Annotated in this window: 23 protein-coding genes; 21 read left to right on the forward strand and 2 right to left on the reverse strand. The window is 37.5% G+C overall.

Annotated elements, in window-relative coordinates:
- Positions 1 to 48: 48 nt before the first annotated feature.
- On the reverse strand, positions 49 to 891 hold the full coding sequence (locus tag IHV10_RS19850) for an SDR family oxidoreductase (RefSeq protein ID WP_197133614.1): 843 nt from the start codon (positions 889 to 891) through the stop codon (positions 49 to 51).
- Positions 892 to 1661: 770 nt separating this feature from the next.
- Between IHV10_RS19850 and IHV10_RS19855 the strand changes: the two genes are divergently transcribed.
- The 17 genes from IHV10_RS19855 to IHV10_RS19935 all read left to right on the forward strand — a co-directional run bounded on the left by IHV10_RS19855 (position 1662) and on the right by IHV10_RS19935 (position 20902).
- Positions 1662 to 2795 (forward strand): zinc-dependent alcohol dehydrogenase, encoded by a 1134-nt coding sequence (locus IHV10_RS19855; RefSeq protein WP_197133616.1) that lies wholly within the window; start codon positions 1662 to 1664, stop codon positions 2793 to 2795.
- A gap of 194 nt (positions 2796 to 2989) precedes the next feature.
- Positions 2990 to 3832 carry an MBL fold metallo-hydrolase gene (locus tag IHV10_RS19860; RefSeq protein WP_197133619.1) on the forward strand — a complete coding sequence of 281 codons (843 nt, stop codon included), beginning with the start codon at positions 2990 to 2992 and terminating at the stop codon, positions 3830 to 3832.
- Positions 3833 to 4167: 335 nt separating this feature from the next.
- Positions 4168 to 5025, forward strand: a complete 858-nt coding sequence (locus IHV10_RS19865) for a manganese catalase family protein (RefSeq protein ID WP_197133622.1) — start codon at positions 4168 to 4170, stop codon at positions 5023 to 5025.
- Between the two features lie 144 nt (positions 5026 to 5169).
- Positions 5170 to 5784 carry a spore coat protein gene (locus tag IHV10_RS19870; RefSeq protein ID WP_370629680.1) on the forward strand — a complete coding sequence of 205 codons (615 nt, stop codon included), beginning with the start codon at positions 5170 to 5172 and terminating at the stop codon, positions 5782 to 5784.
- Positions 5785 to 6935: 1151 nt separating this feature from the next.
- On the forward strand, positions 6936 to 8471 hold the full coding sequence (locus IHV10_RS19875; RefSeq protein WP_197133626.1) for a primase C-terminal domain-containing protein: 1536 nt from the start codon (positions 6936 to 6938) through the stop codon (positions 8469 to 8471).
- An 898-nt stretch (positions 8472 to 9369) separates the two neighbouring features.
- Positions 9370 to 9579, forward strand: a complete 210-nt coding sequence (locus IHV10_RS19880) for a hypothetical protein (protein WP_197133629.1) — start codon at positions 9370 to 9372, stop codon at positions 9577 to 9579.
- Positions 9580 to 9587: 8 nt separating this feature from the next.
- Complete coding sequence (locus IHV10_RS19885; protein ID WP_197133632.1) at positions 9588 to 10379, forward strand: hypothetical protein; 792 nt, start codon at positions 9588 to 9590, stop codon at positions 10377 to 10379.
- Positions 10345 to 12318: a type IV secretion system DNA-binding domain-containing protein gene (locus IHV10_RS19890; protein WP_197133649.1), complete on the forward strand. Its 1974-nt coding sequence runs from the start codon at positions 10345 to 10347 to the stop codon at positions 12316 to 12318. The genes IHV10_RS19885 and IHV10_RS19890 overlap by 35 nt, the downstream gene beginning before the upstream one ends.
- Positions 12315 to 13394, forward strand: coding sequence for a conjugal transfer protein (locus tag IHV10_RS19895; RefSeq protein WP_197133652.1), 1080 nt, complete (start codon positions 12315 to 12317; stop codon positions 13392 to 13394). The genes IHV10_RS19890 and IHV10_RS19895 overlap by 4 nt, the downstream gene beginning before the upstream one ends.
- On the forward strand, positions 13391 to 13630 hold the full coding sequence (locus IHV10_RS19900; RefSeq protein ID WP_197133655.1) for a TcpD family membrane protein: 240 nt from the start codon (positions 13391 to 13393) through the stop codon (positions 13628 to 13630). The genes IHV10_RS19895 and IHV10_RS19900 overlap by 4 nt, the downstream gene beginning before the upstream one ends.
- Positions 13627 to 14016 carry a TcpE family conjugal transfer membrane protein gene (locus IHV10_RS19905; RefSeq protein ID WP_197133658.1) on the forward strand — a complete coding sequence of 130 codons (390 nt, stop codon included), beginning with the start codon at positions 13627 to 13629 and terminating at the stop codon, positions 14014 to 14016. Before IHV10_RS19900 ends, IHV10_RS19905 begins: the two co-directional genes overlap by 4 nt.
- Before the next feature lie 12 nt (positions 14017 to 14028).
- Entirely contained in the window at positions 14029 to 16479 is a 2451-nt protein-coding gene (locus tag IHV10_RS19910) for an ATP-binding protein (RefSeq protein WP_197133661.1), read from the forward strand.
- Positions 16476 to 16904 carry a hypothetical protein gene (locus IHV10_RS19915; RefSeq protein ID WP_197133664.1) on the forward strand — a complete coding sequence of 143 codons (429 nt, stop codon included), beginning with the start codon at positions 16476 to 16478 and terminating at the stop codon, positions 16902 to 16904. The genes IHV10_RS19910 and IHV10_RS19915 overlap by 4 nt, the downstream gene beginning before the upstream one ends.
- 10 nt (positions 16905 to 16914) lie before the next feature.
- Positions 16915 to 18927, forward strand: a complete 2013-nt coding sequence (locus IHV10_RS19920; RefSeq protein WP_197133667.1) for a CD3337/EF1877 family mobilome membrane protein — start codon at positions 16915 to 16917, stop codon at positions 18925 to 18927.
- Between the two features lie 93 nt (positions 18928 to 19020).
- The gene (locus IHV10_RS19925; protein ID WP_197133671.1) at positions 19021 to 20058 is read left to right on the forward strand and encodes a bifunctional lytic transglycosylase/C40 family peptidase; all 1038 of its coding nucleotides are present in this window, start codon (positions 19021 to 19023) and stop codon (positions 20056 to 20058) included.
- 14 nt (positions 20059 to 20072) lie between these two features.
- Positions 20073 to 20612 carry a hypothetical protein gene (locus IHV10_RS19930; protein ID WP_197133674.1) on the forward strand — a complete coding sequence of 180 codons (540 nt, stop codon included), beginning with the start codon at positions 20073 to 20075 and terminating at the stop codon, positions 20610 to 20612.
- A gap of 17 nt (positions 20613 to 20629) precedes the next feature.
- Positions 20630 to 20902, forward strand: a complete 273-nt coding sequence (locus IHV10_RS19935; protein ID WP_197133676.1) for an AbrB/MazE/SpoVT family DNA-binding domain-containing protein — start codon at positions 20630 to 20632, stop codon at positions 20900 to 20902.
- A 122-nt stretch (positions 20903 to 21024) separates the two neighbouring features.
- Here the strand turns inward: IHV10_RS19935 and IHV10_RS19940 are convergent, their stop codons facing one another.
- On the reverse strand, positions 21025 to 21339 hold the full coding sequence (locus IHV10_RS19940; protein ID WP_231619637.1) for a YolD-like family protein: 315 nt from the start codon (positions 21337 to 21339) through the stop codon (positions 21025 to 21027).
- Between the two features lie 208 nt (positions 21340 to 21547).
- Between IHV10_RS19940 and IHV10_RS19945 the strand changes: the two genes are divergently transcribed.
- The 4 genes from IHV10_RS19945 to IHV10_RS19960 all read left to right on the forward strand — a co-directional run bounded on the left by IHV10_RS19945 (position 21548) and on the right by IHV10_RS19960 (position 25804).
- The gene (locus IHV10_RS19945; protein ID WP_197133678.1) at positions 21548 to 23944 is read left to right on the forward strand and encodes an AAA family ATPase; all 2397 of its coding nucleotides are present in this window, start codon (positions 21548 to 21550) and stop codon (positions 23942 to 23944) included.
- A 290-nt stretch (positions 23945 to 24234) separates the two neighbouring features.
- Entirely contained in the window at positions 24235 to 24744 is a 510-nt protein-coding gene (locus tag IHV10_RS19950) for a hypothetical protein (protein ID WP_197133680.1), read from the forward strand.
- A 71-nt stretch (positions 24745 to 24815) separates the two neighbouring features.
- Positions 24816 to 25082 carry a hypothetical protein gene (locus IHV10_RS19955; RefSeq protein ID WP_370629681.1) on the forward strand — a complete coding sequence of 89 codons (267 nt, stop codon included), beginning with the start codon at positions 24816 to 24818 and terminating at the stop codon, positions 25080 to 25082.
- A gap of 155 nt (positions 25083 to 25237) precedes the next feature.
- The gene (locus IHV10_RS19960; protein WP_197133682.1) at positions 25238 to 25804 is read left to right on the forward strand and encodes a site-specific integrase; all 567 of its coding nucleotides are present in this window, start codon (positions 25238 to 25240) and stop codon (positions 25802 to 25804) included.
- The last annotated feature ends 20 nt before the right edge of the window (positions 25805 to 25824 follow it).

Here is a 25824-nt window from a genome sequence, read left to right on the forward strand (position 1 = left end):
TAATTTTGCTCGTTTGTTGGTTAATTAATGTCTGAATTTTAGACTAAATTAATTATCCCTATTCCAATAATCTTCAATATAAGTCTTCATCTTGGTGGGTTTTTTTTGCGTTATTTCTTCATAATCGTGAGTGATTCCTTTAGCAAGTCCTAATTTCGTTGGAAAGTGTATTCCTACTATTACATTTATATAGTCATTACTCTCCCCACGTTGCAACATGAATTCCTTGAATTCTTTAACAGAAGGATTCGTATAAATGATTTTTGTATGTAAAATATGGCTCATTTGTTCAGCCACCTCAAAGAAATCAAGAGCATTGTCACCTGTGATAACATATTTTTTATTTACATGATTGTCAGGATTTTTAAAAACAGTTAATGCGACATCCGCAAGATCTCTCGTATCAACGAAGCTCGTTTTCCCTTTACCTGCAGGTATAAAAATTCTTTTTCGATCTTTAATCTCAATACTTAAAAAGTCATTTAGGTTTTGCATAAAATAACCAGCACGTATAAAGGTATAGGATATACCACTTTTGCGAATTAACTTTTCATTTTTATAATGATGAATGAAAGGGAGGAATTGTACATCTTTAACTGATAGGTAGACAATATGTCTTATTCCTTTTTTTCTAGCACAATTTAAGAATTCTTCAAATTCAATTTTATCACCGGGTGGATATATTAAAAATATTTGCTTTATCCCACTTAGGGCGTCTGAAAAGGTCATTGGTTGTGACAAGTCTAAATGGACATAATGATATGCGTCTCCATATGTATCTTTTTCCTTGCTTACATTACGCACACCGCAAATCATTGGCAGATCGGATGCTTTTAATTTTTTTGCTACCTCAAAGCCAACTTTTCCCGTGAAACCTGTAACTAAAATCATGAAGAAGCCCACTTTCGCTTTTAGATTATCTTTCTCATTAGCTAGGTATGTATACTATTAATTAGCAAGAGCCACACGAAGAGCATGTTGCTCTCATGACCAAGAGTACAGAACCAGAAAATTCTCAATCAACACTTTAATGAGAGTTGAATGCTAATGCACATATAAACTATGTATAAGTCTAATTACCAAATGGAAATTAGACTTTGTTTAAGATTTAGCCTATTCTTTTTTTATTCTTTTTACTTTTACGTGCTTTCTTATCAGCTAATAAACCATTTAAAAGACTTAAAAAACTTCTCATAAAAACACCCCTAATGTTTATTCACAAGAGATTATTTACATCTCTATTTAATATTCTATGTAGGGCTTGTTTAATATGATTGGACATATAGAAATATGTTTCTTACTTATGCAAATTCTCGCCATGCATATTGTTAATCCACGCTCTTAATTTCCCTATCAGAATTACTCCTACTTTTTATAAGATTTCGTTACCGTTTGTATTTAAAGATCTTAGGACTTTCTAAATAACAACAATGTAATAATTGAACTGATTATTTTTGTTTCCTTAATCCATCCATAAGTAATTCCCTTCTCACAAGCTTATTTACAAATACTTTTAAAAGAATCAGCTTAGAATAAGTGAGCCGGTTCCGTATTTTTTTGTTTAGTAATTAATTGAATTTGCTTGTAACAGAATATTTTTTCATTCCTTTGATGACACTCTAATAAAGAATAAAATCTAAATCTTGAAGGAATGGATAATAATGAAAGCTGTAACATACCAAGGTAAGAATACGATCAGTGTTAAAGAAGTTGAATTTCCGAAAATCCTACACCCAGAAGATGTTATTGTGAAAATTACGTCGACTGCAATCTGTGGCTCCGATCTTCATTTATATCAAGGGAACTTACCACTGCCTATTGGATATGTAATTGGACACGAACCAATGGGTATCGTAGAAGAAGTAGGGTCGCTCGTCACAAAAGTTAAAAAAGGAGATCGTGTAATTATTCCTTTCACCGTGGCTTGCGGTACATGTCAATATTGTAACCAACATCTTGAAAGTCAATGTGATAATTCTAATCCACATTATGATTCGGGCGGATTGTTCGGATATTCCGAAAAATTCGGAGATCATCCAGGAGGACAAGCAGAATACTTGAGAGTCCCTTTTGGCAACTATACTCCGTTTTTAGTGCCCGAGAGCTGTGAGTTGGAAGATGAGAAACTATTGTTTCTCTCCGATGTGCTTCCTACAGCATATTGGAGTGTTGAACACGCAGGTGTCAAAAAAGGAGACACTGTTATCGTTTTAGGCTGTGGCCCAGTCGGTCTGATGGCCCAAAAATTCGCATGGCAAAAAGGAGCAAAAAGAGTTATAGCTGTAGATTATTTTGATTATCGATTGAATCATTCGAAAAAGATGAATCAATCGGAAATATTCGATTTTACCAAATATGATGACATGGGAGAAACGCTCAAAGAGCTGACAAAAGGCGGAGCAGATGTAGTAATCGACTGCGTGGGCATGGATGGCAAGAAATCTCCGCTTGAGTTTGTGGAGCAAAAATTAAAACTTCAAGGTGGAACTCTTGGTCCCATTCAAATAGCTACAAAGGCTGTTCGAAAATGTGGAACAGTGCAACTTACGGGTGTTTATGGTGGCCTTTATAACATGTTTCCACTAGGTCCTTTCTTTTCAAGAAACATTACATTAAAAATGGGACAAGCCCCTGCTCGCGGTTATATGGAAACGCTATATGATCAAATAGTAACAGGAAAGATTGATCCCACAGAGATCATTACACATAAGATGTCATTAGAAGACGCTGCTCACGGATATGACATTTTTAATAAAAAACAAGATGATTGTATAAAAGTCATATTAAAGCCTTAAAGGGGTTTATTAAAGTACTTGTTAATATCTAATAGTACAATTGTTTATAATAACAATCGTAACTATTTACCATACTATTACAAATCATTTAGTTACTAACTATGGATTAAATTTTAAAAAGAGCATTAAAAATGCTCTTTTTAATCGCATATTGATGATTTTATGCGTTCTACATTTTGAAGGAGGTGTTTGGAATGGTTTACGATTCAGATAAACAATCAGAATTTAATTATTTTCCGATGTCAAGTATAGCTGATGGCATCGGAGAACAAATCACAGCTGATGTATATGGATTAACAACCCAAATTGCGAATGTCTATTTTGTTAGATGTCAAAATAAGCCTGATCAGTATGTACTTATTGATACAGGAATGCCAAAGTCCGATAAAGTTATTTTACAGTTCGCAAATAAATGGTTCGACGGTCCTCCTTTTGCCATAATCTTAACGCACGGACATTTCGATCATGTTGGGGCAATTTCAGCTTTACTAGAGAAGTGGCATATTCCTGTATATGCTCATACACTTGAAATGCCTTATCTAAACGGTAGTGAGGATTATGATAAGCCTGATCCTTCCGTTGGAGGAGGCCTCGTATCAACACTATCACCTTCCTTTCCCAACCATGGAATTGATATAAAGAATTCACTACATGCACTTCCAACAGACGGTACAATTCCAGGCTTACAAGGGTGGAGATGGATTCATACACCAGGTCACACCAAAGGACATATTTCTTTATTTAGAGATTCGGATAAGACTTTATTAGCAGGTGATGCATTTGTAACTGTCAAACAAGAATCATTATTTGATGTTCTAATACAAAAACAAGAAATTAGTGGCCCACCCAAATACTTTACTACAGATTGGAAAGTAGCAAAAGATTCAGTAATAAAGCTCGCTTCTCTAAAACCATCTGTTGCTGCAACAGGCCATGGAAACCCTATGAGTGGGGATAATTTAGAAGAAGGACTAATGAAGCTGGTAAAATATTTTAATGAAATTGCACTACCAAAACAAGGAAGATATCTACAATAATAAACCAAAATTGTTGTTATTATAGTATTTTTCATGTAGAAAAACCATTGGATTAGGAACTTGAACAAAGCGATAACATTACAGAAATATCTTTATACATATTTACTCCTTATTAATATTAGTTTTTTCTCTCCTTTAATTTGGAGTTTGTTATACATACATTTTTCAAACAAATATTTAGCATTTTTATTAGTAGTAAAAACATCATTTTTTACAATAAACGGTTTCTTCTTACTTTAATAAAATGATTTCTAGATAGCGAATAAGTATTTTAATTTGAAACTTTGACTAGAATAAGCGATGTATATAATTTCTGATTGAGAAGGGGATTTTAAATGTATTTCTATAAAGAAGACTTAATTAACATTATTGTGCCAGATAAACCAGATCCGGCTGCAGCGAAAGTTTTACAAGAGACGTTAGGTGGTCAATTCGGTGAGATGCGTACCATGATGCAATACTTTTTCCAGTCTTCTAACTTCAGAGGAAAGGACAAAAAGTATAAAGACTTAATTCGCGGCGTTTTTCTAGAAGAAATCAGCCATGTTGAACTAGTTCAAACTACTATCAACCATTTGTTGAATGGTTCTGGTGAGGTGAATGAAGCAGGAGCTTCTGGTCCAAGTCAGGCCCCACTACAAGAACCAATTATGCATGCTAACCCACACCATTATATTATGGGTGCCCAAGGCTCACTGCCTGTGGATGCAGGTGGAAACCCCTGGAATGGATCTTGGGTTTATGCACATGGCAATCTTGTAGCTGACTTACTTAACAATGTCGTATTAGAGTCTACTGGTGTACTCCAAAAATCAAGAATTTACGAGATGAGTTCTAATAAGACTTTTAGAGAGACTCTGGCATTCTTAATTGTAAGAGATAACGCACATCAAAACGCATTCGCAAAAGCGTTAGAGACCTTAGGCGTAGATTGGGCAAAGGTGTTTCCAGTTCCCAATTATGACATTAATAAGTATCCTGAGTGCAAAAAATATGTGGATATGGGCTTTCATAATGCACAATTTAATTATCGATTGGATAGTACTTTAATTAACCAGGTTTTCAATGGGGAATCACCAAGCAGGAATGGAGGAACGTTAAACGTTACAGATCCTCCAACAGGATACCCAGTTCCAGAAATGCCCGAAATGCCAAATGAACACAGTCCAGGACTTAATGATCTAAATAATTGAGCATAAACCCCTTCCAGGAGGGGTTTATATTTTTAAATGTTAAATCCTTAATTATCATTCGAAAATTTCAGTAAATAATTTCAAAACATACTCTAAACATATTTGTACATTATAAGTAAGTACAGAAAAAGGGAGGATAAAAACTTGCAAAATGAATTGAACGCTTCAAATATTCAACCATCCCAGGGTTTGATGCTAAATATGAATCATGGTGGACACGAAATTTTCGATACTCATGAGATTTTAGCAGGCCTGATCAATGTATTAGATTTATATCAAGTGTTGGATCAGCATATTAAAGATCCAGCATTAAAAGCTATTCTTCATCATCAATATACGTATATTGATGATGTGTATAACATATCTGTAGAAGCTTTTACTACAGGTAAGGACCCTTCACACTCATCTCCACCTTACAAAATGAATCAGAGTAATGAAGTTATATATGGCCTTACACCTTCACAACCCAAAAAACCAAATCAATCGGTAAATGATATGAATGAACAAGGGGTTTCAGGGCATATGTTGGGTTTAATCAAATCTACAGGATCACTGCTTGCTATGTCTGCAGCCGAAATTACTAATCCAGTCTTACGCAGAGTTGTTGCGGACAGTGTACCAAATTTTATCGAAATGGCCTATGAAATCTTTTTGTATCAAAATATAAACCGATTTTATCAAGTACCACAACTTACTCAAAAAGATATGACACAGATGATTCAAAGTTATGCGCCATCTCTCAACAATCATATGAATTAGATGTAATTGGAGGCCAGCTTCCCTGAGGAGTTGGCTTTTTTGCACAAAATAAAGGGATTAATGTTAAAAGATATTGATTGGCACATATTTGTTCATTAAAGGCATTCATAAAATTTAATGCCTTTTAAAAAACTATTTCATTTTTTCACATATAGTATAATGTTCAGTGCACTTTAAATAAAGAAAATCCGATTTTTACGTCTTATGGAATCGTATTTTTTATTTATTAGCTATTGGCTATTGATCGAATATCACCAAAAATCTCATTATGATTTTGAAAACGTTTAAAATTTGTAACATAATAATTTCTTTGGAATATAATACAAGTGCCAACTCATTTGGCAAGTTCTTAAATCAAGAAAAGGTACTGAATTCAATTCAGTACCTTCTTTATGCTTCAACCAATTAATTACACTTTATTTAATCTTATTAACAGAAACGGTAGTGCGAACAATCCTAAGGAATATAATTAGCAACAAACCTTAAAAGTGTCTTTTTAGTTGCGACTAGGTAAAAGTAATGTATTATTTTGCACCATGATATGCCTTCCTTGAGGATTAGAGCGAAACATGTGTACTATTTTTCTTTATTAAATGCACCATTTTTAAAATGCAACTCATTTTTGAGCGAAACTTGTCTATCAAAAATATCCCCTAAAATAGGGGGTTCAAAGGCGTATTAACCTCTGCGAATGATACGTAATATTAGAAAGTATAGAAAAACAGCGAAACCTGTCTATTAAATATGCACCGAAATCTATTTTAAATAAGCGGAGTCTGTATAGTACAATTAAAGCTATTTAGACTCAAAACCTTGATAAAATAGGATTTGTACCAGAATAAGTACTGATTTTATCTGTACTCCAAGTGTTCCATTTCTGTTCAATTGGTGCAAAAAGTGAGCGGAACCTGCATCAGGAAAAAATAATAAACTTTTTTCAAACCCTTGAGGCGCATGGCTTTAGGGGTCTTTATTTTTTGGTGCATTTTCTCTTAGAGAAGCCCCTTTTTCAAAATTTGTATTCGTTATACTTTACACAGAAAAATCTTCCAAGAAGATCAGATAGGTGAATTCTGTTTTTTTAATCCATCAATAAGCAGAGTTCCTACGGTGTAAGTATACGAAAAATACAGTTGAAAGGGTGCTTAAAGATGGGAGAACATACAGAACTTTATCATCGAAACCTCGTTTCGATCGGCGATATTCTGACATTCATGACACATGATAGTCTAACACCATACAAGAAGAAGGGCACACGAGCCAGTTTGAGCAACGTGGTGCGTTTTGAAAAGAGTGAAGAAAATAATCCATACCGCAAGGGTGTAGTCTTTGTTTCTCATTCAAAAGAGGACCTGACAAAGGGGAGAGGATTTGTGATCACTTCTTATGAAACGCTGCTGGAGAAGTATCAAACTCTGTCTCACTGGACACCAAACACATATCGCGGTGGTACATATTATGATTTTAAGAATCGTGTAATTAAAGGGCATGAACGAAAGAACCTGAAACAAATCAATGTAATTGGAATGGATATCGATACAAAGGAAACTGATCTCTACAATCTTTACATGGGTTGTGAAGAGTTAGGGCTTCCTCGTCCAAACCTTTTACTCTCTACACCGAGAGGATATCAAGTGTTCTTTGTTTTGGATAAACCTTTCTATATACATAAGAAAGAAGATTACAAGTCTTTAAGAGTCGCAGAACGCTTATCAAACAACATCAGAAAAGCACTTAAACAATATGCACCAGTAGATACAAACTGTGTGCCCTTTGGATTCTACCGAATACCTAAAGAAGATAATGTACTCGATTTTTATACAGAGCCTGCCAGAACTAGTGAGTTGTTGTCGTGGTCTATTCAGTATGAGAAAAGAAACATGTTCCGTGTCATCTATAACTCCTGCAATGAAACGTCAAATAATCAGATTGATACAGATTGGTATCAGTCTCTTATCCATGCGGTTAATATCAACCAGGGTTATTACGGGGCTAGCCGTAATAACGCTCTTTTAACACTCGCGTTAGCAAACTACCAGAGTGGAATAGCATTTGATGTAGCCTACGATGAACTTGATCAGTTTAACAGTAACATGAATCATCCTTTACCTAAAAACGAATTCGAGCGTACATTAAAGAGTGCTTATTCTAGTAAATACAAGGGTGTAAAGCGTTCATACGTAGAGAGTCTACTTGAACTCTGGACGGATGGACGAGCCTCTTTTATCGGACGAGAGGGATGGTATAAGTTCAAAAAACCACGAGAAGAGAGAATTCGATCTCATTATGATGAGCGGGAAGAAGATATATTAAACTATTTGGAACAAAACACAAGCCCGGAACACCCTTTTGTTGAGGGTTCTTTGAGTTGGCTAGCTGAAACGTTTGGTATGGCACAATCAACTTTTAAAGAAGTGCTCAAACGGTCTCGCAAAATTGTAAAGAAGACCAAAGGCCGCGGCAGGGGTGCCGTGACATATCTGGCGTCTAAATCAGTAATATTTAAAAGTCTACTAGTGTCTCGAAAGAGACAGGGACAAAAAGCACAGCTTACTTTTGTAAACATGTTTAACAAAGAAGAAAAGCAGATCATAAACATTCTACCTTTTGGAGATGAACAATACATATCTGATATGACGACACTATTTAGCTCAAAAACCTCTCCTCCAAGGATCAGGTCGAGTTAAAAATAAATAAGCCAGTCTGCCAATACATATCTATATTCTCCTGTTTTGACTCTCTGTTTGTTATTCGTTCTCTACTCTCGATCTAAAACTTTCATGCTTTTATAATTTGGGGGGGGATAAGCTTCTGTGGCTGGTATGTTTGTTCTAGGCTTGAGGATTTGTTTCAAAGAGTTTCAATCTTTTATATTTCTATTTATCTTTAGTATATTTATCGTTTACTAGTAACAGATCTTATTATGGATTATAAAGTGTAATGAGTAGTTGAAATGTATTTGTAGGAGAATAAGTTAGCTACAGGAATAAAGAAGAATGAGATTGAGTTAGATGGCAAAAAAATCTTATACCGAAATAATATGTAGGCATATGGTACGATTTACCTTTAAATCTATTGCCAAACAAATGTACGTATACTATACTTGCACTAATTTCAGAATATTAAAAATAATACCGATGTTAATACGTAAATCAAAGGTTAATCAATTTATATTTTATTTGCGGTTTGTAGAGAGACTCATCCCACGTATTTAAAGGATAATGGGCTCCTGTTCATATTCGTACCCAGCAGAAGACCTCGCCAATACTACGTAAACATAGCCGAGGTCTTCTGCTACTACATGAAGGCGGAGACAATTTAAAAGGTTGAGTGGGATGAGTAGTATTGGATTTATAGGGGATTGAGTAAAAAGTAAGTTCAAAATAATAAGTTCCAGGGAGTAAGTTCAAGAAAGAAAAGTTCAAGGTCAAGTAAAGGATCAAGGTCAAAAGCAAAATTCAAGCCCGAAAGAGGAAAAGAAGGGTAGTTTTAATATCTTGTGTTGTTGATTGTATTTTAAGTAGATTACGATTTTGATTTGTATAAAAATGCTTTTTAGTTGTTATTTATGCAAGGGGGTGTTTTGTGTTCAAAGGACTTAAACATTGGATAAAGGCGTATTTAGGTATCTTGATGATGTTGTATGGAATCTTGTTCTGGATGGGAATAAAAGCGTTACAGTTATTTGTATTTTTAGTTGCGGTTTTATTTTCCTTTTTGTTGTATGCAGTAGGTTTCTGTTATGGTCAACTGCTAAAAGGGAGAGTGGTTCCTATTTTGATAAAAAAAGGATGATGTTATCCATGTTGAAGTACACGTCGTTAAAAGAAAAGGATATAGAGTATCTCAGGTTTATTCTAAGAAATGGTATGGTGACGGCCAAACAAATCATGCTTAAGTTTCGAGAACCAAATGTTCATCGAGTCTATAGAAGGTTACGAAAATTAGAGGAAAAGAAGTATGTGAGACATGAGAGAATCGCTCACAAGGTTGGTGTTTACTTGGGAACTCTTGAAGCTCGAAGATTAACAAATGTGAGTGTGACGGTTCCGACTAAAGCTTCCGTTTATACGATGCAGCACGATCTTCTTTTAACGGACCTCGTTCTTTACTACGAGTTTCAAGCGGAAAAGCAAGGGGTTGAATTTAAATATCGTACGGAAAGGGAAATTCGTCACTCTATGATTGGAGAAGGGGATAATCAAACAAAATTAAAAGTTTATAACGCAAAAAGAGATCGAATACCAGACGCTGTTTTTTTCTTTAAATCTCGTGACGGTAAAGTTACCACTACATGGGTGGAGCTTGAACTAAATAAGAAGGAACGAAAGAGGTATGATCAAAAATTTTTACTGTTTGAGGCATTGCTTTCAGGTGAAGGTACTGAGGAGCAACCTTATTCGTACGATCAAATCATCTACTTTGCTAACGAAGTCAAAATACACAATGTTATCAACGATGCGAAGCAGCGACTGATTAATGCTAACAAGATATCTATACGAAAAATACCATCAGTCATAATCAACGAACGTTGGGAAGAGGTGATGCCAAGTGGACCCAATGGCGAAACACCAAGATCAGACACAACAGACTGAAACGGATCGAATGATCGGTGATCTGGTCATCTATGGTTTGATTGGAATTATAGGGATTCTCTTTTTCCTTCCGGTCCTACTAGGAATGCTGATTTTTGCTATATTGCACGTGTTGAGACGGGACTGGCTTTCATATGCTGCACTTGGAGCCGGGACTTTGATTCTTTTATGGCAATATCAAACCGGCAGAATCCTCGCCTATTTTGGTTTAATCTCAGAAATGAATGTACCGTATCTTTCTACGGGTGCTGAACGGGTGTTAAATGACGGGAATGCGATCACTGTCTCCTATTCTTCTTATGTTGTATTAGGAGGATTAGCATTACTCTTTTCATTTGCATTCTTCATCTTTGCTAAGTTTTTTTGGAAAAGGCGTGTAACGACTATATCTGGACAGGTACAAAAGCAGAAGGCGGAACAACGGTATATATCCTTCCGGAAAAATCGAGTGAAGTTTCTGGCCAACAAACAACAGCTTTATCGGAAAAAAACTTCCAAAGAAGTGTTTGTCGGGTATACCGATTTTAAGGAACGTGTATCGCTCGAATCAAAAGAACTCAACTACCACATGCTTGCAACAGGTGGTACGGGTACAGGAAAAACCACGTTAATCGCATCTTTAATGGAAGCTGCACTTCAGCAAGATAAACCCATCATTTTCGTAGATGGAAAAGGTGAACGAAAATCCATGCTAGAGTTTAAAGCATTGTGTGAAGCCTATGGGAGAAACGTATTTCTCTTTTCTGAAATGGATGATCTCACATATAACCCCATCAAGAATGGAACCCCTACTGAGACAAGAGACAAGCTCATGTCCCTTTTTCAATTTTCGAGTGAAGGAGACGGAGCGTATTATACAGACATCGCTTCTCGGTATCTTCAACTCATTATCAAACTAATAGATGAAGCTCACGTGCCCCGAGACATTCAAACTATTGCTAAGTTAACCAACCCAAAGTATATGAATCAGTTTTTTAAAGAACATAGCAGCATAGAAGAAATTGAGGAAGAGTTCGAAGTGGATATTGTAGAAGAAGTCTTATCAGAGAACCATGAACAACCTCCTTTAAACGATGATCTTAGTGGTTTCATTGCATCTCCCGAACCACAAACAGAGACTGTGAAAAAAACCGTAAAAAAGAAACGTACGCGATCCGTTATAACCCTTCAAGAGGGTATGAAAAGCATCAAGAACATACTAGATGACGAATTCCCTGAAGAAATTGTGGTGGGGTGTCTCACTCGGCTGAAGATGCAACTAGGAGAACTTTTAGAATCAGATTTAGGGCATTTGTTTGTTGAAAGTGAAAATGGAATTGATCTTCAAAAGATAACCGATCACAACGATGTCGTAATCTTCAGTATTTCGGGAAGTCGTTATGCCGATTATATTCGGAAAATTGGAAAAATGATTATATTAGACGTTAACAGTTTGGTTGCTTACCGTCAGGCAATGGGACGTAAATCTATCTTTGGTGTCTATGATGAATTTTCAGCATATGGCGATCGTCGCATTGTCGATATCGTTAATAAGTCACGTTCGGCTGGATTCGAATGTATCATTTCTACTCAAACGCTGTCAGATATAGACGCTGTTGACCCAATCATGACGGAACAAATCATCTCAAACTGCAACGTTATTGCAACCGGCCGTGTCAATTCTTCCAAAGACGCAGAACGTATCGCGCAAGTTTTTGGTACTTTTTCAGATCAAGAAATCACGCAACAGATTGAAAAAAAATATCCTCATCTTCGCTATGAAGCAGAGATGGGCACCGTCCGAGATGTCGAACGGTTTAAAGCGAACCCAAGTGAGATTAAAAATCTGCAGATCGGTGAGATCTTTATCAATCGAAAAATGGTAGAGGAAGATGATAGTGATACTTATTTCCGTCGTGTCTATGTCCGAAACGCCTTAGATCTGGGAGGGATTAGATGAGTTTTTTCAGTAAACTGAAAGGCGGTATAAAAAAGAGTGCTGATCAAAGTCGAAAAAAAGTGTTAAAAGATGAAAGACGATTGAAGTCTTCACGGTTTAATGCAAGGATGGCGTTCTCATTCGTGTTTTGGATGGTTTTAGTTGGTGTTATCTTTATCAGCTTTCAGTCATGGGCACGGACGGGTTTTTTGAATGAAAAAGTAAACGGTTATCAGGATAAATCAAATGAACAAATTGCCAGTCTAAACGAGGTAGGTTTTGCTAATTCTCCGGCAGGTGAAACCTACGCAAGTAAGTTTATCGATACGTACATCAATATCTCTGATGGTGAAAAAGAACGAGAAGAACGTGTAAAAACACTTCAAGGATTTTTGGCTGAGGGATTACAGGTTGGAGGATTAGAAAACCTTACAGCTTTCCGAGGAAAACGCGTTTTGAAGAGTGCTAGTTTGTATGATGTTAAGGATGTCGGGGAAGATGCAGCCAGCTATGTTTATAAAATCGAATATGAGCTCTTTAACGTCGCAGATAAAAAAGAGCAAGTGGATATAAAGAAGAAAAATAATGAAGGCAAGGAAGAGGCTTTAACAAAGGAAAAAGAGGCGACGCAAGATGAATCGCTCGGAACAAAAGAACAAATGATTGTTGTTCGCCTTGGAACGGATGGGAACTCATTCAATGTCATCGAACAGCCTTATTACCAAGCTCTTCCGGGTGAGCCTAGAATCACAGCAGTACAGGACAAAACCGACACATCGAAAAAGAACGTGAAGGTTGAAGATGAAATAAAGCAGTTTGCGACACAGTTTTTCACTTCTTACACCACGAATTCTACTCAGGAAATGTCTTACTTGATGGAGAATCCTGAATCTCTTAAAGATCTTTACCAATACAAAGGACTTGAAAACTTTGTTGTTTATGATGGAGAAAAGGAAGGTCAATATATTGTGAAAACCCTTGTTCTCTTACAAGAGGCGGATACAGGACTTCAAACGAAACATCCGTTTACCCTTGTTGTGAAGAAAGAGAACAATAGATATTATGTTCAAACACTCAAACACACATTAGGAGGATGATTCAAATGCCGGATATTACAGGTCTTACCGATTACGTGTCAGGACAGGTTGCAGCTGTCTTATTTATCGTCATGGTCGTCATGATAGTTAGAGCGTTCATTTCACAACGTTGGGGACAGTTCTTTTCCAGTTTTATTTTTGCGGTTGTCTGCTATGTGATTGTTGCGAATCCAGGGGAATTTGAAAATATGGCCAATGCAATATGGGATCAAGTCAAAAGTGGTGGTTTAAATTGAGGACAGATGCCTACAGTTATCGGAAGTTTTTTAAATATCCCTTGAAAATCTGGAAGCTTGGAAAGGGCGAGAAATCCCTCGTCTTTTCCAAGGGGATTGAGATACGGCAAATCATTATGGCCGTCCTGATCTTCGGCTTTCTCTTTCTCTTAAAAGACAGTATTAATCACATTTTGCCGACCACGTTGCAGCTTGCGTTCTACGCGGTGTTGCCTTGGTTGATTGCGGGGGCCATTTGCAAAAGCCGATTGGATGGAAAGCGATTGGACCGTTTTTTCATCGGTTATTTCCGTTATCTATTCACTAAACGTTATTCCTACAGCAGCCAAAAGAGTGTGTACCAGCCACAAATGAAGAAAGCGCAGTCTTACGAGCGATTCCAATAAGGTGGTGATTGTATGATACAGTTTCCGATTCAATCTTTTAAAGACAACGTGATCTATACGCATGATATGGAAGCCTGGTCCTATTATCGCTTGCATGAAAACAACGTAGGTGTGAATGAACAAGAAGCAGAAAATCATCTTGTGAACCGTCTGCAGCGGCTGGCCTGGCAGTTCTCAGCATTTGAAGAAGTGGATTATAAAATCGTACCGATTCCTGTTGATATCGATAAACGGATGGATAGCCTGCAAGCTCAATATGAAGGGCATTACGCGGATACCGGCATGTATTACGCAGAACGAGCCAAAGAGATTTTAAGAGAAGAAGCGAAACATGTGGTCGAGTATAAGTTTTTTGTAGGTGTGAAGTTAAAGCGACAGGAGCTTGATGAGAATCTCATGCATTCCTTTTCCTCCTCTTTTAAAAGCATGAACCGGTACCTTCAAAAACTTGCCGGTTTTGGCGGACAGAGCATTGATGATTTAACCGTTCGGTTATTTGAGGAATCCGAGGAGGATGCTTTTACAACGCTCAATCATTATCTAGGGGCCAATCGAGTGAAGGAAAAAGAGCTTCGCTACATCATTCGTCATCAGTTTGTCAGAGGTCAAGCGCAGCCTGACGGGGATGGCAGTGTGTACAGTCTTACAGAAGGCATCCTAGATCCCGGAAAAGCCGGCTATGTGCGTATTCAACAATTAGAAGATGAATCTTGGTGCGCGTTTCTTCCGGTTTCCGAATTCCCCATTCAGTTAGGCTATAAAGAATGGGCGTATTTCTTTCAGTCGTATCCTTTTCCGGTTGAAGTCAACATGCGGACGATCTACAAGAGCAAAAAGGAGGATGAAGGCCGTACCAATACCATCAAAAAGCGATTTCGTGATCAGGATGCCCAACTCATTGAAGCGAATGAGGATGATGACAGCTTAATTAATACAGGCCGTGAACTTCTGCACGATTTAGAAAATCAAATTAAGAATCAAGGCAAACCACTCCTCAGAACTCACATCAATTTCGTGGTCTACGGCCCAACAAAAGAAGAAGTTCGAAAACGAGCCAGAAGGCTCAAAATTGATTTTAAGGATCAGCAGATCGAACTTGTCCAGCCGTTAGCCGACCAACTCCTATTATTTCATCAATCCCTGCCAGGAGCTAAAATCGTTGCGGACGATTGGGAGCAAATCCTTACTCCTGAATCTTTCGGGGAATCTCTTTTCTCCCTTACGAGGAAGATTGGCAATACCGTCGGTTTTTATCTCGGGAAAAATATCTCTCACGCGGGCGAAAGCGTGGAAAACTCTCAATCTCTTGTTTTCTTTCATCCGTTTCTCGCTCATTTGGGCTTAAAAGGTTCGAAGTATTCTTCTCCTCATGTCACGATCTCAGGACCAACGGGAATGGGGAAATCGTATCTTTTAAAAGATATCTTGCTGAATGGTGTCTTTTTCGGTGCCAAGGTGCTTATGACGGATCCCAAGGATGAAGTAGAAAAGAAATTTAAACAAGCGATCACACCTGAAATGGAGCGAACAGCGCCTTTCTTCCGAGATTTAATTGAAAGTTTTAACTATATTACTCTATCAAGTGAAAAGAAAGATGCCGGAAAGCTAGACCCTCTTACATTTCTGGAAGGAGAAGAGGCGCAAGATGCAGCGGTGGGTGTTCTTGAATACCTTTCTGAGCTTCAATCCAATGAACGGAATGTGAAAACGGCGATCTATAAAGGGGTCCGTCACGTGCTGCAGCAAGAGAAGAAGACAGGACTTTTAAATGTCGTTCGTCATTTACAAGAATCAGAAGATCAGGACGTCCGAAACGTCGGAGATCTTCTTTATGAGATCGGGACAAACGGCATCGCCAAGCTCATGTTTTCGGATGGGAATGTAGAAGGCATTAGTTTGCATGAGCAAGTGAATATCTTGCAGATTCAAAACTTAAATCTCCCGGATGAAGGCGAAAAAGCTTCGACGCGTGATGAACACATAGCTGTTGCGTTAATGCAGCCGTTGGCGAAGTTCGCCACCCGGTTTGCCCGTGATGATTCCGTGGTCAAGATGACGATCTTTGAAGAAGCCTGGATGCTCATGAACACAGGGGCCGGTGATCGGCTGATCAATGAGCTACTCCGAACAGGTCGGTCCTTGAGGTCCGCGGTTTATATCATTACGCAGTCCACGTATGAATACAACAAGCCTCAAATCAAAGAGAATATCGGTACAAAATTTGCGTTTAAAGCGAAAACCACTGAAGAAGCAGCGAACATCATTGAATTTCTCGGCCTGGAGGACAACAAAGCCAACCGAGATATGCTGAAAAATCTGACCGAGGGTCAGTGTATCGTTGAAGACATGTACGGACGCACAGCCAAGATTCAAACCGATGTTCTGTTTGATGAATGGATCAGCGCCTTCAACACGAAAGAAAATGACCGAGGCAGAGCGGAAACCGAGGAGGCATTCATTTGAAGAAAACACTAGTTATCACCCTTTTAGCGTTGGTTGCACTTTTAACCGGGTGCAATCAGGGTACTTCTTCTGAAGATATTGCAAAAATCGCTTATAAATGGGAAAAAGCTCGATTTGATAAAGATTACAAAAAGCAACAAGAAATGATTTATGAAAAAGGGTCATATGAAGTTGATAAAAAAGCAGAAAAGAAAGACTCAGGATTAAAATACGACAATATGAGTTTTGAAATTTATTTTGACGAAAAAAATGATCAATATTATGTTTTTACAGAATTTAAAAACCCTCAAGGAGAAAACAATGTAGACGATGAGTTGCTCTTTAGAAAAAAAGATAACGCTTGGAAACTAGATCAGGATAAGGAGATCAATCGTGATCAAATAAAAAAAGAACTAGAACGAGAGGCTTGTATTAATTGTAAATAGGAGGGATTGCATGAACTTCCTGAAACGGGTGCTCGGCTTAGGTGTAGCGCTGCTTTTTCTTCTCATGCCAGCGGCTACACTGGCCGAAGATTCTTCCCCGACCGTTCAGAAAAAAGAGGAGACCGTTGGTCGTGTGACTCTGGAAAGCAAAGAATATCCTCTCGATCATTACAAGATGGAAGCGAACATCGGGGACGGATTTAAAGATGCTGCGGATAATGCCTTGCACGCCATTAATCAAGGGATGTGGGGATTCAACAAGACCCTTGCCAGCTTTACTCTTTATTCGACCAATCAACTCATGTCATTTGATTTAATCAGCAGTATTGCAAGCGAAGCCGGAATTATGAGTGAACGGATTTATGAGATTATGTCCGGCACGTTCCTCTCGTTGTTTGTCATCTTTGTGGGTGGAGCTGCTGCGTGGCGATATTTTGTTAATCAGCAGGTTGGCCATGCGGTCAAAGCCATCCTTGGAGCATTGGCCATCACGGTCCTGACTTTTTGGTTTTATTCCGATGCGACAGGGAATATCAAATGGCTCAATGATCGAGGGGCTGAACTTGAAGGCATCGCCAGCTCAGCAAATGTTCTTATCAGTTCGGATGAGTTTGACAGTAATGCGGCTTATAACCCTAAAGAGGGTATCGCCTTGCTTGAAAATCAACTGTATAACCTTATGGTTAAGCGTCCGTATCTGCTTTTAAACTATGGTTCCACGAAAGAAGCTGACATCATCAAGGAAGATCCCAATCGAGTAGATAATTTATTGGCCATTAAACCCTACTCCGATGAAGGCAAAGAACAAAGAAAAGACATTGTTAGTAACGAAGTTGAAAGACTAGACAACAAGCAAATGTCTCCGGAATTCAGTGGAGAGCGGTTTGGCTATCTTATTATCACAATCATTTCCACGATTGCTTTGGCCATTCCGGTTTTGTTATTAGGTGTTTTTAAGTTTTTGCTTCAAGTCTGGTTTTTAGCTTTAGTCATTTTTACGGCCATTCCACTCATTCTTTCTCTCATCCCAGCTTACAGTGAAAGTGCATTGAATCATGGGAAAAAGATTGTGGGTGTACTGCTTATGAAGGCAGGGCTCGTTCTCTTAATTGCAGTAATCACGGGACTGGTTACTCTCCTTTATGAATCGGTTAAAGTCACGAACGGTGTAGAAGGATATGCGTTTGTGGTGTTTCTGATTTGCATTACCATTTGGGGCTTATTCAAATATCGTACGGAAATTTTTGAAGTCGCTTCAGCTGGTATGGTTCAAGGTCAGCAAGTGGTGGAAAGAACAACCACCAATACTCTGAATCGATTGGGGGATGCTGGCGAAAGAGGAATGAAGGGGGCTAAACGGATGGTAGGTAAAGCCCATCAAAACCATAAACAGAAAAAGCGTATGGACGAATTTCAATCTGGTTTAGAGGGAGCTGGCCGGAAAGTTTCCACCAATGCGGCCGGAGCTAGTGGTGAACGGTCAGAGCACCGTAAAGCAGTCGGAGAGAATAAATTAGGAAGTGAAAAAAATTCAGAAAAACAGACTAAAAAAGGGATGAAAAGCGATTTAGCGGCTACAGGAACGGAGACCCCTCGATCAGCTTCACGAAATGCAGGAGCTGCGATCGTGAATTTAAATGATTACAAAAAACAAAAAAGTGAAGGACCCAACAAAAGTGAGGAGAAAGTGCAGGCTGCTCGAACACCTTCCTCCCAACGATCCGTTTCAGAGGCTCGTAATCCTGGCTCAACGAAATCAGAGGGGGGAACAAGTGGGGAACCTAAACCAATCCAGCAACAAAAAAACGGAAGTACGACTCAACAGCCTTCCCCTCACCGTAATCCGGCAGGACGAATGGAAAGTCAAAAAGAGGTGGCGGCATCAAGAGACCCAGACAAACACATCACTCAATGGGAAGCAGAGCAGCAAATCAAAAAAAAGAATGCAAATACTTCTGGTGAGACGGTCAAACGATCAGAAAGCAGGAAGTCCAAGAATGAGCAAACGAACCGACAAAAATGATGTCGGAGAGAAGCCTTCTGGCGCAGTTAACTTTTGTTTTGTGGGTAACCCCTTGTCTTGTTGCGTCAGAATGGCTTTCAGAAAGGAGAGCCTATGCAAGGCGTTTTGAAGAAAGGTGCAAAAGTTGTTAAAACCGTGGCCATTCTGAAAAACCCTCTTACGTGGGTGATTGCAGGGATCCTTCTTCTCCTCCTATCTATTTTCAGCATTGCTTTATTCATCTCCATTAGTTTGGGCGGAGAGAATCAATTTGACTCTGGGCTTTCAGGAGAAGGAGCAGGAGGAACGGCAGAGGTATCGGCTGAAGTCCTTCGATATGAATCCCTCATTCGGAAATATGCAGAGGAAAATGGGATTGGCGAATATGTCGGGCTGATCATGGCTCTGATCCAACAAGAAAGTGGTGGCCGAAATTTAGATGTGATGCAGAGTTCTGAATCAATCGGGTTACCACCCGGTGCTATTACCGATCCTGAATACTCCATTCAGATAGGGGTGAAGTATTTTGCGGATGTGATGAAACAAGCCAAAGGAGATATTCACCTAGCTCTGCAGTCTTATAATTTTGGGAATGGATTTATCGGCTATGCCTTAGAACGGGGAGGGTATTCCAAGGAAGTCGCTATTGATTTTAGTGAGATGATGGCTGTCAAAAACGGATGGTCCCGGTATGGAGATGTTCACTATGTAGAACACGTCCTTCGCTATTATGAGGGCGGAAATGGCGGGAAGGTTGTCGTGGGAGATGGAAGCCAGTCATTTGATGTAGAGGAAGTTCATCACATTATGAAAGAATTTCTTGGCCGCCCTTACGTATGGGGAGGTCGAACGCCAGCAGCCGGCGGATTTGATTGTTCAGGGTTACTCGAATATGCTTTTGCTCAGGTTGGCGTAGATATGTATGGAACAGCGCAATCTCAATACGATAAAACCATTCCTGTTCCTGAAGATAAAATAAAACCGGGAGATTTAGTCTTTTTCTCCACCTATAAACCAGGAGCTTCTCACGTTGGTATGTATGTAGGAGATGGCCAATTCATTAATGCGAACGGCAGCAACGGCACTTCTTATTCGTCCGTTCAAGAGTGGAAAAATATTTATCCTTTCTTAGGGTTTAGAAGGATTCAGTAGTGGAGGTGAAAATCATGGAACCCAGCCAAAAGAAAAATTACATTATGCTTATGGGTGCTTTTATTGCAGCGGTAATCATCATCATGTACGTTTTTAGCTTACGCTCCCAGCTGCAGGAAGTTAGGTCAAATCAGCGTCATTATGAAGAACAAATTAAATCCTTAACCTCTGTTCAACAAACGGAGGCACTATCTAAAAATCGGTCGTTCCTTGAAGCGTTTTTCACTTATGAAACTACGGCTGAACGCTATCAAAAGATTCGTCCCTTAATGACCGATCGTGGATTTAAAGCGACTCATCCTTCTGGAACGAAACCACCGGAATCCAAACAATCCGTCAAATCAACCATGGTCGGGCTGAAGCCGTTTGAATATCAGTCATCGAAAACGGAGGCAGAGTTCTTTAATGAATTCAAGCTTTCGACAGAGTATAATAATGTATCGAATACAGAAACGGTGATTGTCAAAACGTCTCTTATTTATGTGAAAGAGCAAGGCTGGAAGATCGATGATGTAGAATTTGTCGGAGAATTAACCGGACGCCCCACGTCCTAAGGCAGGAAGATATTAGCATGAAAAGTACAGGTGTTGTAAGGAAGGTAGACGAGCTGGGGAGAATTGTTATTCCCATTGAGTTAAGAAGAGTCCTGGAGATTGAAATTAAGGATGCAATAGAGATTTTTGTAGATGATGATAAAATCATTCTCCAAAAATATATGGCCCATAATGCGTGTGCGATTACCGGTGAGATAACCAACGAAAACAGGACGTATGGTCATGGGAAATTTGTGTTGAGTCCAAAAGGCGCGGAAATCTTGCTTCGGGAACTAGAAGAAGCTAAATGACAAAAGAAGTAACCGATCGTTCTTTCATAAAGAGCGATTTTCTTGTGGCCACAAAAATCCTTAAAATAAGGATTATTGAATCTTAATACTCAATGAAGAGGTCCATTGCCCTTCCATCGTGGTTAATGAATTCTAACGTCTACCAGGTTTTCGAGTTTTAAACGGAATGTCTCCTCATGAAAGTCCACTATTCTCAATTCTTTTCGATATGTATCTATATAATGCACTTTACCAATATACAGGTGAAAATCATCACTTTGAAAATACGTAAAACATAACTCCAAGTTTTCACCCATCGCTTCACTGATTGTCTCTTCCATAAGCGAGAGGTGCTGTTCATCCAGTTCAGGTTTCACTTTCTTTGTTTGATCCGAATCAAAGGCTCTTAGTTCCTTCACATGTTCTGGCAGCATCATTGCCGTCCACTTGATGTCCATAGTTAATCCCTCCAGACGTTTTTCGACTTAAATTCATTTTATACGAATATACGTTCGTTTAACAGTGGGGATTTACAAAGTAGCTTTAAAAATAATCTTATTATACATTATTAGTATTTATTGTATTGTTTTACCTTTCGCGATAGGGAAATGTAGTAAAATAAAGACTAATACTACTAGTATGTAGAAACAAAAAATGAGGGATTTCATGATAAAAAAAATAGATATATTAAATTATGGCGTTTTCAAGGATTTTTGTTGGTCCAAGTTCATCGGAAGTGAGCCTAATTGGGAGTTTGGATCTAGAAACATAATATATGGTAGAAATTACGCAGGTAAGACGACTCTTTCTAGAATTGTTAGAAGCCTGCAAATGGGCAAACAACATAAAGATTTTTTGAACGGTAAGTTTATGGTTACATTAGAAGATGGGAAGCAGATATCCGAAGCTGATTTATCACAAGGTCCATATAATTTTAGAGTATACAATTCTGATTTTAGGAAGGACAACCTTAACTTTCTATATGACGATAATGGAGAAATTTTACCATTCACAATTCTAGGAGAAGAAAATATAGAGTTACAGAGAAAAATTCAGAAAGAACGAGAACAACTTGAAAAAATTAAAGAGGAAATTGCCAATCCAGTAAATGGAGTTATTAAAAAGTTTAATGATGCTAGTAAGCATCTTACAGTTTTAAAGAATGACCTCTCCAAGAAACTTAGTAAACAAGCAAGTAAAATTAGAAACGAGCCAAGCCTATTTGTAGTTGGTCAAAAACGTAAATATGACATTAGAGATTTGGAAAGTGAAATACGTTTTGCAGCTTTTCTAGAAACCGAGAAAAAGAAGGAGCTTATTAACTCTATAAAAGAAGAAATCAAAGGGAAAACACTTGTAGTGACGCAATTGAATTTTAACTATGACGATATTTTAAAAAGTGCTAATGTTCTTCTGTCTAAAAATGTGAAGCCGAGTAAATTAATTCAAGAAATTTCACTTAACAATTCTCTGGAAGAATGGGTAAGAAACGGAATTGACCTTCACAAAGAGTCAAGAGAAAGTTGTGCTTTCTGTGGAAACCGAATTGAAAATAGCCGATGGGCTGAATTAGATAGCCATTTTACAAAAGAAGTGGAAGGATATAATCAGTCTTTAGAAAGTTTGTTGCAAAGAATACAAATAAAGATAGACCATATTAAAAACTTCAATTTACCTTTTGAAAAGAATGATTTTTATGCGCATTTTCAAGCAGATTTCAATTGTATAAAACAAGATCTAGAAAGGGTTAAAGTATCTTTTATCTTTGATCTGGAGCTGATATATAATGCAATTGACCAAAAAAGAAAGAACATTTTTAAATTATCTGATGTGCTTCAGATATCCGAAGATATTCCCTTAGAGGAAAAATACTTAGTAGAGAAAATTACAACTTTAGTAAGTGATAACAATACATATACTGACATCTTCACAGAAAAACAAAACGAAGCACGTACTCTGCTTAGATATAATGAGATTTATCAATTCATGAATTTAATTGACTACAATGAAAGTGTTTTGAACATCAATGATGAAACTGAAACTTTAGAAAAAATTGAACGAGAAAAAAAAGAGCTAGACGTTAGGGAAAAGACTTTAGAGAGGGTTATAAAGGAATTAGAGGCATCTTTGAAAGATGAGAAGAACTCAGTGAGACAAGTTAATAAATATCTAAAAACCTTTTTGGGACATCCGGAGTTATACTTAGAAATCGAAGAGTCTTCAGATGAGAAAGTTTCAAAATTCACCATTATAAGAAATGAACAGGAAGCAAAAAACTTGAGTGAGGGCGAACAAAGCCTTATTGCATTCTGTTATTTTCTTGCGACTTTAAAAGACATTTCTGATATTGAGAATTATACAATATTTATTGATGATCCTATATGTAGTTTAGATAGCAATCATATATTTTATATATTTAGTTTATTAGATTCAGAAATAACTAGTAAACCATACAGACAGGTATTTATTTCAACTCATAATTTAGATTTTTTGAAGTATCTTCAAAAAATCACCAAACCAACAAGTAATAAGAAATATGAAAACAAGTATTATCTTATAGAAAAAAATATCGACAATAAGGATAGAGTAACAGGGATAATGACTCTAATGCCAGATTATCTAAAAAAATATTCCACTGAGTTTATATACTTGTTTCATCAAATTTACAGAGTAGCAAACGAAGTAGAGTCCGATGAAAACTATCAAATTTTTTATGGATTTCCGAATAGTGCGCGTAAGTTTATTGAAACGTATATGTTTTTTAAATATCCAGATTTTAATATGAGCAATGACAAAAGAATTCAGGCCTTTTTTGAGAATAAGCTAGAAATTAAGGCTTTTCTTAACAGAATTAATAATGAATTTTCTCATGGAGAGAATCAGCCAGACAGACTCTTGAAACCTTTGGACATCCCAGAATTCAGAAGGAACGCTAAAATTATACTGGATGCTATACGTAAGAATGATGAAGAGCAGTACTATGCTTTCTTAGGAAGTCTAGGAGTTATGCCAGAGATTGAACATACCGAAAATATCCAAAATAAAGATGTTCCCGTTTTGTAATGATTATATGGGATATGGAGAATGGAAAATGTAAGCTACTTAGTGTGATAAAAAGGATAGTTTGTTAAATTCCATGTCGCCTTTAGGCGACTTTATTTTATCTTACAGGAGATTGTTCATTATAAGAAGGACCCTACTTAAACATTTTTGAATGAAGAGAGAAGAGGGTGTTTTTTTGTTCATAAAGGCTTATTTACCTCAGTTTCTAACAAATCATCATAAAAATTTTACAGGTTTTTGTAACTTCTTGAAGAAATTTAAAAGTATAAAAACAATAACGGGGGAAATGTATGTTTGATGAAAGAGCTGCAATGAAAATGAGACTAGAACAGATTCAAGATTTAGAAATTCGAATCATACAAGAATTTCAAAAGGAAAGAAGTCAAATTTTGAATCGAATAAGAGAATTAGATGAGGGAGCGGAGACAACAGACGCCACAGACGCCACTTCCAAAACAATAAAACCAGAATCAACATTTGCTTCTGATCAGGTTAAAACCAAATCTCAGAGACGAAAAAATAAAAGAAAGCATACCACTCTTACGAAAGAAGCAATCAAGGTATTAAAAGAACACTCTGCGGCGATTAGTGGAAAGGAAATAGCTGCAACCGTTGAAAAGAGTACAGGAAAAAGCGTTGGAAACATTACGCAATTTATGAATCGTGTTATGACAACTGATTCCAAAGTGAAAAAGCCATATAGAGGTCAGTATATTTATGAAAAACAATCTTCATCACCGATAGAGGATATGGAGCCGGTTACTTTATCGGGCAGTATTGACGGGGGTTCTGAGACTTGATTTTTTTGTTTTAATTTGACAAGAGTGTTGATGGGATTGATTTTGTTCTTAACGAAAGAATAGCTGAAGACATGGATACTCAGAGTAAAGAGTTGCTCGGACCACTCGTTTTTTCAACTTGTCAGGTATTAATGCGTTATAAAGGAATCAGTAAAAGTGACACGATAATGATGGGTATGATATTAGAGACAGATGAGTTTGAAGTTACTCTTAGTGAGGGACTTGGACAATACATTGATCCATTCACTAAAAATAGTATTCTATTTGAGAATGCAAAAATCATAGCTGATCTTTTAGTTAAGATCATGTCTCGCACTAATCCGAATCTAACAAAATAGATATTTTGTTAGATTCATATAATCGCAAATGAATCAAAGGAACCCTTCATATGGAAGGGTTCTTTTCTTTTTATAGAAAACTATATAAAAATGAATATAACGTTTCGTTATAAGATGTTATATTTAATATAACGTATTGATTGGAGGGGTGTATCATGAGAGTAAAACAAACCGGAAGCAATGTGGTCGAACCGATTAGAGATAAGGAGAAAATCCAGCTTGTTAAAGAGGTGCTTTTGCATCAATCTTATCGAAACTACTTCTTGTTTGTATTTGGAATTAATTCTGGTCTGCGAATCAGCGACATTATTCAACTAAAAGTTTTAGATGTGCGAAGTGTCGATTACCTCAAAGTCCGTGAGAAAAAAACGAAAAAAGTTCGTCGGATTAAAATGACTTTTTCACTAAGAAATGAAATTGATAAATACATACGAAGTATGGCGGATTCAGATTATTTGTTTCCATCAAGAAAAGGCCAGGGACCGATTAGTCGGGTGCAAGCATGGAAGATAATAAACGATGCAGCTCGCGAAGTGGGAATAAAAGATGCTATCGGAACGCATACTCTTCGAAAAACATTTGGCTATCATTTTTATCAAAAGACAAAGGATGTAGCGATGCTGCAGAAGATATACGGTCACGCCTCTCCCTCTGTTACACTCAGATATATAGGAATTAGTGACGATATGCTTGATGAAGCATTAGATGACTTTGCTCTTTAAAAAATGGTTCATCTTTCTAT

This window comes from Fictibacillus sp. 5RED26 (assembly GCF_015903895.1).
Classification (GTDB): Bacteria; Bacillota; Bacilli; order Bacillales; family Fictibacillaceae; genus Fictibacillus; species Fictibacillus phosphorivorans.